Genomic DNA, 12,246 nt, shown 5'->3' on the forward strand with positions numbered 1-12,246 from the left:
GGTCTCAGCCCAGGATCGTGGTGATCAGGTCGTCGGCGAGGGCGGGCGTGGCGGCGGCGACGCCCGACCAGCGGCGGGACAGGTCGAGGTCGAAGGTCAGCGGCCGGCCCCGCACGTCGAGCAGCGCTCCCCCGGCGGCGGGCACGGTGACGAGGGCGGCGATCAGGTCCATCAGGCGGTGGGTGTCCGAGCCGGGGTCGGCGAACGCGTCCACCGCGCCCTCGGCCACCAGGACCGCTTCCAGGCACGTGGTGGCGAGGATGCGGACGCGGTCGGCTCGGTCGGCCACGCGCATCCAGGCGTCCTCGGTGCCGCGCTTGGGTCGCATCATGCAGATCGATGCGCCGTTGAGGGTGGTGCGGCCGGTGGTGCGGTAGGGCGTCGGCCTGCCCGCGTGCGCCGACCAGGCGCGACCGGTGTCGAACCAGACGGTGAGGGCCTCGACCGGCTGGTCGTCGATCACCAGGGCGCCCGCGAAGCAGGACAGCGGCACGCCCATGGCGGCGTTCGCGGAACCGTCCACCGGGTCGACCACCAGGGTGGCGGCGGAGCCGTTGTCGAGGAACCCGGCCTCTTCGGAGAGCAGGTTCGCGCCCGCCTCGGCGGCGGCCTCGGCGATCGCGGCCTCCACGATCGCGTCCACCCGCATGGTGGGCGTGCCGTCCGCGCCGTCGGCGACCTCCTCGCGCAGCTGCGCGCGGGTGAACTCGCGCCGCGCGCCGTCGTAGGCGGCCGAAGCGGCGAGCGCGGTGGCGGCGAGCGCCGGGTGCACGTCGGCGGGCAGGTTCGGGGTCGGCACGGGCCAGGTGTCCATGCCCCCAACGTGCCACGGGAGGGCCACCGGCGGCGGCCCTCCCGTGGGCTGGTGCCGCGACCGCCGGCCTTTGCCCCGTGTTCCGCCGGTCAGACGGGCGGATCGCGGTGCCGGCCCCACGTCCTCATCCTGGCCGGATGGGGGCGTGGGGCCGGTGCCGCGAGGCGCCCTGCTGAGCGCCGGAAGACGCGGTGAAGGTCGCCGGTCGCGGCACTGGGGCTCAGATCAGGCCGAGGGCCTTGACCGCGTCGCGCTCCTCGACCAGCTCGGCCACGGAGGCGTCGATGCGGGCGCGGGAGAAGTCGTCGATCTCCAGGCCCTGCACGATCGAGTACTTGCCGTCGGTCACCGTGACGGGGAACGACGAGATCAGGCCCTCCGGCACGCCGTAGGAGCCGTCCGACGGGATCGCCATCGACACCCAGTCGCCCTCGGCGGTGCCGTTGACCCAGTCGTGGACGTGGTCGATGGCCGCGTTCGCCGCCGACGCCGCCGAGGACGCGCCGCGCGCCTCGATGATCGCCGCGCCGCGCTTGGCGACGGTCGGGATGAACTCGTTCTCCAGCCAGGCCTGGTCGTTCACGGCCTCGGCCGCCACCTGGCCGTTGACCTCGGCGTGGAACAGGTCGGGGTACTGGGTGGCCGAGTGGTTGCCCCAGATGGTGAGCTTCTTGATGTCGGTGACCGACACCCCGAGCTTCTTCGCCAGCTGCGACAGCGCCCGGTTGTGGTCCAGGCGGGTCATCGCGGTGAACCGCTCGGCGGGCACGTCGGGCGCGTGCTGCTGGGCGATCAGGGCGTTGGTGTTGGCCGGGTTGCCGACGACCAGCACGCGCACGTCGTCCGCCGCGCCCGCGTTGATCGCCTCGCCCTGCGGCTTGAAGATGCCGCCGTTGGCCTCCAGCAGGTCACCGCGCTCCATGCCCTTCGTGCGCGGGCGGGCGCCGACGAGGAGCGCCACGTTGACGCCGTCGAAGGCGGTCTTGGCGTCGTCGGTGATGTCGATGCCGGACAGCAGCGGGAACGCGCAGTCGTCCAGCTCCATCGCGGTGCCCTCGGCGGCCTTGACGGCCTGCGGGATCTCCAGCAGGCGCAGGCGGACCGGGACATCGGGACCCAGGAGGTGGCCGGAGGCGATGCGGAACAGCAGTGCGTAGCCGATCTGGCCGGCCGCACCGGTGACGGTGACGTTCACGGGCGTGCGGGTCATGTGCCTTCCCGAATGTTGTGGCTTCAGTCCTCGGGCACGACCACTAGGCAGGCTGACGACCTGTCAGCGGCGGTCTCTACTCCGGGACCGCGCACCGGGCGGGTTGCCCGGCAGGTCGGAGGTTACCAACTGGGCGGCGATGACAAGGTGTGACAGTGGACATCATCGGCGAGGACTACTCCGACGCGGTCTTGTACGGGCAGGAGTGGGAAGGCAGGTCGTTCGTCCGGTGCGACTTCACCGAGGCCGACCTGCGCGGGTTGGCGACGTCGGGCTGCACGTTCACCGACTGCACGTTCGACCGGACCGACCTGGGCGAGTCCACCCACAAGGCCACCGCGTTCCGCTCCTGCCGGTTCACCCGCGCCGTGCTGGGGTCCGCCGAGTTCACGTCGTGCTCGTGGCTCGGGTCGATGTTCGTGGACTGCGCGCTGCGGCCGATCACGTTGACCGAGACCGATCTCACGCTGGCCGGGCTGTCCGGCGCCGTGCTGCGGAAGGCGTCGCTGCGCGGGTTGCGGTTGCGGGAGGCCAACCTCCAGGAGGCGGACCTCCGTGACGCGGACCTGCGTGACGCCGACCTGACCGGCGCGCGGCTGCGGGGGTGCCGGCTCGAGGGCGCGGACCTGACCGGCGCGCGGCTGGACGCCGACGGGCTCGTCCAGGCCACCCTGCGCGGTGCGCGGGTGGACCTGGACACGGCCGTCGCCTTCGCCGCGGCGCACGGGTTGCGCGTCGGCTAGTGCCGTGACCGGCACTAGTGGCCGGGGGCCTCCTGGCCCGCGACCTCGACCAGCACGCCGTCGGCGACCATGTCGTCGATCGTCTTCGGCATCAGGTAGGCCGTGCCGCCGCCGGGCTGCTCGAACCACGGCACGGCCACACCGGTCAGCACCTCGACCGGTCGGCGCAGCCGGTACACGTGGTACGGGCGGTTGACCCACGACGGCACCAGCGAGCGCTGCGGGAACGGGGTGCCCGCCGCGTAGACGAGGTTGCCCTCGCCCTCGCCGAAGCGGTCCACCTCCATGCCGGCGGGCAGCTCGATCATCGCCTTGTGCCGGAACAGGGTGAGCGGCGGTTCGCCGTTCATCGGGTTGATCGGCCACGACCGCTGGGGCTTGGGCTCCTGCGTCGACGTCGTCGCGCCCGAGGGCTGCGCCGCGCCCTGCTGCGCCTGGACCGGCGCGGGCGGTTCGACCGGCGGGCGTTGCGGTGGCGCGGGACGGCGCGGCGGCTCCTCGCGGAACCCGTTGGTCATCGGCGGGCGGGGGCGCTGCGGCGGCGGGGGCGGCAGCGGGCGCGGCGGCCGGCGGCTGGTGAGCACCAGCTTGCCGGTCAGGTACGCGGCGGCGTCCTCCAGCCGGTCGAAGCGGACCGGGTTGGTCGGTCCGTGGTCGAACCACGACACCTCCCAGTCCGGGCCCTCGGTGCGCAGCAGCCAGGCGCGGTCGGCGGGCTCGCCGAACCGGTAGGCGGCGGGCGGCACGTCGAGCTCGTCCAGCGCGCGGCGGATGGACGAGAGCTCGCGCTCCTCCTCCGGCGTGACCTGGCGCGGCTCGACGGGTGGCGGCTGGACCGGCGGCGGGGGCGGCGTCAGGCTCGGCACGGGCGCGGCGGCCGGGCTCACGTCGTCGAACGGCCGCACGGCCTCGGCGAACTCGGTCGCCTGGTCCGCGAACGGCGGCGGCACCTGTTCCACGAACTGCGGCTGGTCGGCCGGTTCGGCGTGGACCTCGCGCCCGTCGCGGCCTTCGTGGTCTTCGTGGTCGTCGCGCACGTGGTGGTCGTCGTGGTGGTCGTCGCGGTCGTCGCGGTGGTCGTCGCGGTCGTCGAAGCGGGACTCGGGCTCGTCGTGCCGGTCGTCGTGCCGGTCGTCGGCGGCCTGCTCGGCGAACAGCGGCTCGTCGGGATGGGTGAACGCCTGCTCGGCCGGTTCCTCGAACCGGGACTCGGCGCGGTCGGCGAAGCCCGGCTCCTCGGCGTGTTCCGGCGTGTAGAGGCGGGCCTGGTCGACCTCGAACTCGGCGGTGACCTCGGCCTCGTCGGCGGGGTGGCGCGCGTCGACCTCGGGCGACCGCTCCTCGGCCGGCCGCGGCTCGTGCTCGACCTGCTCGTGCTGGTGCGGGTCGTACCCGGGCTCGTGCTGCTGCTCGTACACCGGCTCGTGCGACGGCTGCTCGTACGAGGGCTGGTGCGGCGGCTGGTCGTGCGGTGCGTGCTCGTGCGGTGCGGGCTCGTGCGCGGGCTCGTCGGCGACCGCCTCGACCTCGCCGGTCTCCTCGGCGGGCCCGGTCTCCGGTTCCTCCTCGGTGAACGGGCTCCAGGTCTGGGTGTCCTTGAGCTCGGGCTGGTCGTCGTCCGCCTCGCGCTCGTAGGCGCGGGGCGCGAACAGGTCCATCCCGTCCACGTAGGACTCACGCCGGTACCGGTCGTCGATCACCGGGCCGTCCTCGTCGAACCGCACCCGGTACGGCGGGCCGTCCTGCGCGTACTCGATCACGTCCGGCTCGAGCTCGGTGAGGTTCGCGGTCCTCTCGACGTCCACCGGCCCGGCCGCCTCGGCGGGCGCCGGCTCGTCGTCCGGCAGTCCGGGCAGCGGCGCGGCCGCGGTGGCGCCCACCTCGACCGGCGGCTCGACCGGCGCGGGCGCGGGCTCGGCGACCGGCAGCTCGGTGCCCTGCGGCGCGGCGGGCGCGCCCAGGTTCGCCGCGGCGGCGACCCGGGCCTCCTCGGTCACCTCGGGCAGCACGAAGTCCAGCGCCTTGGCCCGCTCGACCAGCTCCGGCTCCGGCGGCACGCCGTAGGCGCGCAGGTAGTAGCCGACCGCGGCGGGCCAGATCCAGTGGCCGTCGGTCTGGAACGCCACCGGCACCACCGACGGCGCGTCCGGGTTGAGCACGTCCACGTCGAACCCGCGCCCGATCACCGCGACCGGCGCCCGGTCCAGGTAGCTCAGCAGCAGGGCGTGGTCGGTCTCGGCGATCGGCGGCCGGTTCACCGAGGGTCGACCGCCGGGACCCGCGCCGTCGAACACCCGGGCCGTGCGGAACGCGCGGGGCGGCGGCGGCTGGTCGACGGGCGGCGGCGGGGGTGGCGCCTGCTGGAGCCGTCGGCGCAGCCAGTCCGGCACGTTGTCGTCGGTGCGCGGGAAGAACCGCATCTCGTCCAGGTACGCCTGCGGTGGCGGTGGCGTGGTCCAGGACGGCTCGGCGCGGTCGAAGTCGAGGTTGTAGCTGGACGGGTGGTCAAGCTGGTAGCGGGCGTTGGACCAGCTGCCCCGGCCGTCCCGGTACATGCCCGCGCGCAGCCGCGAGAACAGCCCGGCCACCTCCTGGGGCGGCGACCAGGCGCGCAGGGCGCCGTCGACGGTGCGCACCTCGGCGGCCAGCTCGAAGTACCGGCCGGTCGCGCGGTACTCCGCGGTCACGTGCCGCCACTCCTCCGGCGCGGCCCGCATCAGCGTCAGGCCGATCTGCTTGACCAGCGCATCCTGCTCGGTCGGGTTCAGCGGCTTCAGCTCGGACACGTGCAACATCTTCCCCCGCGACTCCCAGTGCCCGCACGGGCCCCCGCTGAGCCGAACGGAGTAATGACGCCACGCGACCGTGCCTAGACGCCCGGTTGCGGCTGCTGGAGCGCCGCCGCGGCCACTTCGACCAGGCTCCCGTCGGCCAACAGGTCACGCACGGAGTGGGCCAGGAAGTAGCCCGTGCCGCCGCCTGCCTGCCCGAACCACGGCACCGCGACGCCCTTCAGGGCCGGCACCGGCTTCTGCACCCGGTACACGTGGTAGCGACGGTTCAGCCAATCCGGTGGCAACGATCGGTGGCCGAACACGGTCCCGGCGGCGTAGACGAGGTTGCCCGGCTCCGCGCCGAACCGGTCGAGCTCGGCCCCGACGGGGATGACCACGTTCTCGCGGTCGCGGAACAGCGACAGCGGCGGCTCGTCGGGCATGGGCTGGATGTCCGCGACCGGCAGCACCAGTGCGCCCGTGTCCGCCGCCGCACGCGTGCGGGCCAGGTCGGCCCGCCAGAGCAGCTCGGCCAGCAGCACCTTCGCCGCGTCCACCGCGTGCTCGTACACGCGCGGCCGACCGTGCGGCCCGCGGCTGGCGTCCCAGAACTGGACCTGCCAGCCGGACCGGCCGGGCGCCGGCTCGATGACGAACGCGTCGGGCTTCGGTTCGAGGATCCCGTACTCCGAGGCGTCGACCCCGAAGTGGTCCAGCCGCTCCTTGAGGTGGTCGAGCGCGCGCCGGTCGACCTCGGTGATCACGCGCGGCTCGTGCTCGGGCAGCGGCGCGCCCTCGGCCTGCCCGGTGGCGACGGCGACGGCGGCCTTCTCGGCCTCGGCGTCGACCGGCGGCACGGTGTAGCCGTTGTCCCGGATGTGCTGCACGAGCTGCGGCACCGGCGGCACGTGGTGGTTGCGCAGGTAGTACGCCACCCCGCCGGGCCACACCCACGTGCCGTCGGTGTGGAAGGACAGCGGCACGGACGGCGTCGCCTCCGGCTTGAGCGCGTCGGGACCGTAGGAGCGCGCGGCCAGCACGACCGGCGCGTTCTCCAGGTAGGCCAGCACGTCGTCCAGCTCCTGCGGGTGCACGGCCGGCCGGTCGTGCGCGGTCGGGTCCGGCCCGTCGAACAGCGGCGCGGCGAACACGGTGCTCCCGGCCGGGCCGAGGCCGGCGCGTTCACGGAGCCAGGCCGGGATCGCGTCGTCGTCGCGCGGGTAGAGCTCCAGCTCTTCGGCGTAGTGCTGCTCGGCGGGCGGGTGGGTCCAGTCCGGCTCGGCGTCCCGGTCGAACTCGGCGGAGTACGTGTCGGGGTGCACGAGGTGCAGCTTCATCGTGAACCACGTGCCGTGCCCCGGTCGCGCCATGCCGTCGCGCAGCTGCACGAAGAACGGCAGCGCCTCCGGCGGCAGTTCCCAGTCGAACGACGAGCCGTACATGGTCAGCCCGGAGACCTGCGTCTCCACGTGCCGACCCGTCATCCGGAAGTCGACGAACAGCTGCTCCCAGTCGCCGGGCAGGCGCTGCACCAGCAGGGTGGTGACGGAGCCGAGGATCGCGTTCTGGTCCTCGACGTCCAGCTGCGGCGCGGTCATGCGTTCTGCTCCTCGGTCGTCTCGCTCGCCTCGACCAGCTTGGCGCGCAGCCAGTCGGGGATGAAGGCCTCGTCGCGCGGGAAGGCCTGGAGGTCGCGGGCGAAGTCCGCGGCGGGCACGGGCGGCTCGAACCTCGGGTCGTGGTCGAAGTTGTAGGTGATGTCGATGCGGACCGGCGCGTTCACCACGCAGCGCGCGGAGAACCACGTGCCGCGGCCCGGCTGGTACAGCACCTGCCGCATCTCCTGGAACGCCGGGATCAGCCCGGCCGGCGGCATCACCTCGGGGGTGGTGCGGTCGGGCAGGTAGACCTTCAGCGTCGCGTCCTGCACCGCCACGGTCATCCGCACCAGCAGGTCGATCCGCCGGAAGCCGTCCGGAGCAGCGTCCAGCAGCATGCCGCCGATGTGCTGGAGCAGCTCGTCGTGGCGCTGCTCAGAACCCGGCCGGCCAGAGGGCTGCGTTGTGCTCATTCGGGTAGCTCCTGACGTAGATCTCGGTCGTGCCGTCGGCGAGCGTCACACGCCACCGCGTCTGGTAGGTGTGCGGGTGGCGTTGCAGCGGGTCGCGCAGGGCGAACGTGTCGATCATCTCGACCGTACCGCCGGACTTCACGAAGGCCGCGCGGTCCCGCTCCATCCGGTGCCACGTCTCGGCGGTGACGAACGCCGGGCGCTCGTTGCCCTGGTTCTGGTCGCGCTGCTGGCTCGACTGGTTCGCCGCCTCGCCGGGCCCGCCGGTCTCGTTGCCCTGGTGGTGCCCGCCGTCGGACAGCTTCTTGCCGTCCGCGTCGACCTCACCGTGGTTGCCGACGTCGAGCTGGGCGCTGCCGTCGCGGCGGATCGCGCCGCCGGACTTCAGGTCCGGCCGACCGGTCGTGGCGACCGTCTCGCCGTCGCCGTTGGTGCGACCGCGCCACGCGTCGTTGTCGGCGACCAGCACCGCGTTGGGCAGCGGGTTGTTCAGGTCCGGGCTGAACGGTCGGAACGTGTGCACGTGCGAGGCCGTGCCGTCCGGGCCGGTCTGGAACGTGCCGTAGCCCTGCTTCTTGTGGTCGTCCAGCACGAACCGGGTGCCCGGCGGCAGGTCGGCGCGGCCGGCGAACGGGTCGGCGTTGGAGAACGGCCTGGTCACGGCGGCGCGCTGCTCGGGCGTCCAGCCGCTGGTGTCGCCGCTGACGACGTGCACCGAGTAGACGTAGCCGTCGTCGGTCTTGGTGCGTCGCATGGCCAGCTCGACCTCGCCGTTGGCGGGCGCGGGCCAGCTCCGGGTCGGGTTCTCGGCCTTGCCGAGGCCGTAGAAGCCGTCGGACGTCACCTGGGCGTGCGACGGCGCCTGGGTGATCTCGGCGTTGACCCGGCTGCGCTGGCCCGAGTAGGTGTCCTCGAAGACCACGTGGCCCGACCCGTCGGTGAGGAACCGGCCGCGGCGCTGGCCGTGCTCGTCGGTGACGAGGTACTCGGTGCTGGGGTCGTGCACCTGGCCGGGCCTGCTGAACGGCTCGCCCTGCCGGAGGTCGGTGACCGGGGCCTGCCTGGTCGTGGTCGGCTCGGTGCGCTCGACCGCGTGCTGCGGGTGGCCCTCGGCGTTGGTGGTGAACTCCTGGTGCAGGGGGCCGCGGTCGATGTTGTAGTTCGTGCCCTGCGAGGTGTGCTGGACCTCGGGGTTGCGGACGTCGGTGGACAGGTAGTCGGGCGCGGCCACCCACCTCGGCTTGCCGTCCGCGTCGGTCTGGACCGTGCCGCGGTACGTGCCCTCGGTGTCGTGGACCTCCATCCGCGTGTTCGGCGGGAGGTCGGTGCGCGCGGTGAACGCCTCGTCCGGTCTCGGCGACAGCGGGTGGTCGCGGTCGATCACCTGGCGGCCGTTGGCGGGCTCGGGGATCGGTTCGATGATCACCGCGCGGTCGATCGTGACGACCCGGTCGCCGATCTTGATCGTGTCCTGGGTGGTCCGGCGGGTGCCGTCGGCGTCGGCCACGAACACGTCGTGCCGGTGGCCGAGCTCGACGCGGTAGTGGGCGTTCGGGGCGGGGTGCCGGACCTCGGGGTTGTCGCCGTGGCGGGTGTTCGGCGCGATGGCGTCGACGTGGACGTTGCCGTCGGCGTCCACGTGCACGACGGTGCGGACGGCGCCGTCCTCGCCCTGGATCGTGATCCGGGTGTCGCGCGGCAGGTCCTGGCCGCTGTGGAAGAACGACTGGTCGTCGCGCAGTTGGACGTTCTGCTCGTTGGTGGTCTCGGGCGCCGTCCACGGCTGCTGGACCTGCGGCTCGATGTCGAGGCGGCCTCGGTGCTCCTGACCGTCGGTCGCGAGGTCGCCCCTCGGCTCGTGGCCGGGCGGCATGCCGTTCTCGCCGACGGGCGCGTGCGTGCCGTCGGGCTCGAACGCGTGCCAGCCGCCGTCGGGCGGGAGCTTCGGGCCGGTGCCCGCCTCGTCGGGCGCGCTGGAGTAGACGTTGCCGTCCCGGTCGGACCAGGCCAGGTTGTCCGGTGCGATGACGCGCTGGCCGGTCTCGCGGGCGACGTGCGCGGCCAGGCTGTTCTCGCCGCCCGTGCCCGCGTCGCAGCCGACGAACATGATCGGCCGGTCGGCGAGGTCCGGGTGGTTGTTGATCAGTTCCACCAGCTCGGCGCGGGTGTAGTGCGTGTCGCCGATGCGGACGCCGTCGCCGTCGGTGTGGATGTCGAGGACGACGTGGTCGGCATTGGCCGGGATGCGGCTCGACAGGTCGCGCAGGCGGTCCTCGGTGTGCAGCGCGACGCCCGAGTCGGTGACCTGGCTGTTGCGGATCGCCTGGTCGACGCGCTGGGACACCTCGCCGATCGGGATCGGTCCCTGGTGCGCGACCGGGCCGAGGTCGGGGTTCGGGGTGAGGGTGGCGGGCGGGTCGGCCGGGGTGTAGCCGTCGAACGCGCCGTCGCGGGCGTCGGCCACCGTGACCGGGTCGGGGGTGCGGACGTTGCCGTCGCGGTCGAACGTGCCGAAGTCGGGCGGCAGCACGCGACCGTCGGCCGGCGGCACGTCGACCTCGTGCAGGACGCCCAGGTCGATCAGGCGTTGGACGCTCATCCTGCCCGTGGCCGGGTCGGCGAGGGCGGCGTCGAGGACGGGTTGGAGCTGGCGCGCGCCGCCGTTCTGGTCGAAGGCGGGCGCGACCGGGGCCAGCTCGACGGTGAGCGGGGCGTCCAGGACGTAGACGTGGTAGCCCTTGCCCAGGCTGTCCGGCATGATCGCGCGCTCGCCGAACCCGTAGGCCTGGCCGTCCGGGCGCAGCGGGGAGAGGAAGTCGCCGTTGGGGCTGCCGAACCGGTCGAGCACGGTGCCGGCGGGCAGTTCCACGACGACCCGCGGGCCGTCCGCGCCCTGGTTCGGCGGCCAGTCGATGCTGCCGTCGGGCTTGGAGTGGGCGTCGCGGAACGACTGGTAGTCGCCGTACGGGCCGTAGGGCTGGTAGGTCGGCTCGATGAGGGCGGCGGCGCGTTGGTCGTACGTGCCGACGGACTGGTCCGTGGGTCCGGTGCTCTCGTGGACGGCGACGTAGGGGCCGTCCTGGGAGAAGCCGGGGACGACGCCCGCGGGCTGGCCCCAGACGTTCTTCTGGGGGAACGGATCCGCGGCGGTACCTGCGCCGGTCTCGGTGCCGGTCGTGGTGTCGGTCTTCGGGTCGGTCTCGGCGGGCCACTCGTGGCCGGACGCCGGGGTGTGCTCGTCGCCGGGCTCGCCGACCAGGTCGCTCGGCGTCTCGGTGCTGTCGGAGCTGTCGGTGTCCGGAGTGCCCTCCGCGGCGTCGGGCGGCGTGCTGTCGGACGGCGTGCGGTCGACCGGGGCGCTGTCGGGCTTGGGCCCGTCCGTCGACGGCGCGGCGCCGTCGGTGGCCGGGGTCGGGCTGCTGGTGGCCGGCGTCGGGCTGTCGGTGCCGCGAGCGGAGGGAGCGGGCCCGTCCGTGCGGATCGGAGCCGTCGGCGGCTGAGCGGTAGCCGGCTGGGCCGAACGTGCCGCGGGTTCCGGCCCACGCGGCGCGGAAGCATCCGGTCGAGCCGGTGCGCCAGGTTGCGGACCGGCAGGCGCGGGTCCACCGGGCTGCGGGCCGAACCCGCCGGGCTGGGGGCCGAACCCACCGGGCTGCGGCGCGGGCGCGGACGTCTGCGGTGGAGCAGTGGACGCGGGCCCGCGCTGCTCGGGCATCGACCCGGGACCGGTCGCGGGCAACGGCTGAACCGGCATCCCGGTCAAGGAACTGGCACTGACGGCGTCGTTCCCGCGCCCGGTCTGATCCCGGCTGGAAGGTGAACCGGAAGATGCGGGAGGAGCGGCGGGATCGGCCACGAAGCCACTGGCCGCAGGCGCGGCAGGCCCACGCCCACCGCCGGGCGCACCGCTGGTCGGAGGCGCAACACCCCCGGCCGCACCCGCCGTCGGGGCCCCGGCCGCCGGAGTCCCAGCCGCCGGAGCCCCGGTGCCCGGAGCCGCCCCACCAGCCGCCGGACCACCACCGCCCGCCACCGGCGCGGAACCAGCAGGCGCCGAACCGGCGGGCGCGCCGCTGGAAGGCGCGGAACCCGAAGGCGCTGATCCAGGCGTAGGCCCACCCGTCGTCACCGGCCCACCAGGCGTAGATCCACCAGGCGTCGACCCACCGGACACCGACCCGCCGGGAGCAGCCCCGCCAAGCGGCATCCCACCCGCCATCACACCGCCCGCAACCGCCCCACCGGCGATCGCCCCACCAACAGGCGCACCACCCGGCACCGGCCCACCAGCAGCCGGACCACCAGGAACCCCGCCGCCAGGCACCGACCCACCAGGCATTGCGCCACCAGGCGTAGCCCCACCGGGAACCGCCCCGGGCACCGGCCCACCCGGCACTGAGCCACCAGGCATCGATCCACCCGGCGTGGCACCACCGGGCAATGCACCACCAGGCACCGATCCACCAGGCACAGCTCCGCCAGGAACCGGTCCACCAGCGGTCGCGCCACCGGGCATCGAGCCGCCGGGCGTCGCGCCACCGGGGACAGGCCCGCCGGCCGTCGGACCGCCCGGAGTCTGCCCACCGAGCGGCGTCGGACCGCCGGACGCCGTCCCGCCGAGAGCGGGCCCGCCG

At 74.0% G+C, this 12,246-nt stretch carries 8 protein-coding genes; 1 reads left to right on the top strand and 7 read right to left on the bottom strand.

Annotated features, from left to right (window positions below; translation table 11 throughout):
* Nucleotides 1–4: 4 nt before the first annotated feature.
* Nucleotides 5–814, bottom strand: a complete 810-nt coding sequence (locus tag AB0H12_RS15800; RefSeq protein WP_499623592.1) for an inositol monophosphatase family protein — start codon at nt 812–814, stop codon at nt 5–7.
* 220 nt (nt 815–1,034) lie between these two features.
* Entirely contained in the window at nt 1,035–2,024 is a 990-nt protein-coding gene (locus AB0H12_RS15805) for a malate dehydrogenase (protein WP_053721608.1), read from the bottom strand.
* Nucleotides 2,025–2,179: 155 nt separating this feature from the next.
* On the opposite strand from AB0H12_RS15805, the gene AB0H12_RS15810 reads away from it, so the two are divergent.
* Complete coding sequence (locus tag AB0H12_RS15810; protein WP_499623593.1) at nt 2,180–2,767, top strand: pentapeptide repeat-containing protein; 588 nt, start codon at nt 2,180–2,182, stop codon at nt 2,765–2,767.
* A 14-nt stretch (nt 2,768–2,781) separates the two neighbouring features.
* Here the strand turns inward: AB0H12_RS15810 and AB0H12_RS15815 are convergent, their stop codons facing one another.
* The 5 genes from AB0H12_RS15815 to AB0H12_RS15835 all read right to left on the bottom strand — a co-directional run bounded on the left by AB0H12_RS15815 (nt 2,782) and on the right by AB0H12_RS15835 (nt 11,974).
* Nucleotides 2,782–5,553, bottom strand: coding sequence for a TNT domain-containing protein (locus AB0H12_RS15815; protein ID WP_499623594.1), 2,772 nt, complete (start codon nt 5,551–5,553; stop codon nt 2,782–2,784).
* An 83-nt stretch (nt 5,554–5,636) separates the two neighbouring features.
* A complete protein-coding gene (locus AB0H12_RS15820; protein ID WP_499623595.1) occupies nt 5,637–7,139 on the bottom strand; it encodes a TNT domain-containing protein in 1,503 nt (500 codons plus the stop codon).
* Nucleotides 7,136–7,612 (bottom strand): hypothetical protein, encoded by a 477-nt coding sequence (locus AB0H12_RS15825; protein ID WP_230572356.1) that lies wholly within the window; start codon nt 7,610–7,612, stop codon nt 7,136–7,138. The genes AB0H12_RS15820 and AB0H12_RS15825 overlap by 4 nt, the downstream gene beginning before the upstream one ends.
* Nucleotides 7,575–11,366 (bottom strand): glycohydrolase toxin TNT-related protein, encoded by a 3,792-nt coding sequence (locus tag AB0H12_RS15830; protein WP_499623813.1) that lies wholly within the window; start codon nt 11,364–11,366, stop codon nt 7,575–7,577. The genes AB0H12_RS15825 and AB0H12_RS15830 overlap by 38 nt, the downstream gene beginning before the upstream one ends.
* 464 nt (nt 11,367–11,830) lie before the next feature.
* Nucleotides 11,831–11,974 carry a hypothetical protein gene (locus AB0H12_RS15835; protein WP_499623821.1) on the bottom strand — a complete coding sequence of 48 codons (144 nt, stop codon included), beginning with the start codon at nt 11,972–11,974 and terminating at the stop codon, nt 11,831–11,833.
* Between the last annotated feature and the right edge of the window lie 272 nt (nt 11,975–12,246).

This window comes from Actinosynnema sp. NPDC023794, from assembly GCF_040639675.1.
Classification (GTDB): Bacteria; Actinomycetota; Actinomycetes; order Mycobacteriales; family Pseudonocardiaceae; genus Actinosynnema; species Actinosynnema luteola.

Coding starts and splice junctions, on each gene's coding strand:
- AB0H12_RS15805 (WP_053721608.1), bottom strand. CDS start 2,024: ATGACCCGCACGCCCGTGAACGTCACCGTCACCGGTGCGGCCGGCCAG.
- AB0H12_RS15830 (WP_499623813.1), bottom strand. CDS start 11,366: ATGCCGGTTCAGCCGTTGCCCGCGACCGGTCCCGGGTCGATGCCCGAG.
- AB0H12_RS15800 (WP_499623592.1), bottom strand. CDS start 814: ATGGACACCTGGCCCGTGCCGACCCCGAACCTGCCCGCCGACGTGCAC.
- AB0H12_RS15825 (WP_230572356.1), bottom strand. CDS start 7,612: ATGAGCACAACGCAGCCCTCTGGCCGGCCGGGTTCTGAGCAGCGCCAC.
- AB0H12_RS15820 (WP_499623595.1), bottom strand. CDS start 7,139: ATGACCGCGCCGCAGCTGGACGTCGAGGACCAGAACGCGATCCTCGGC.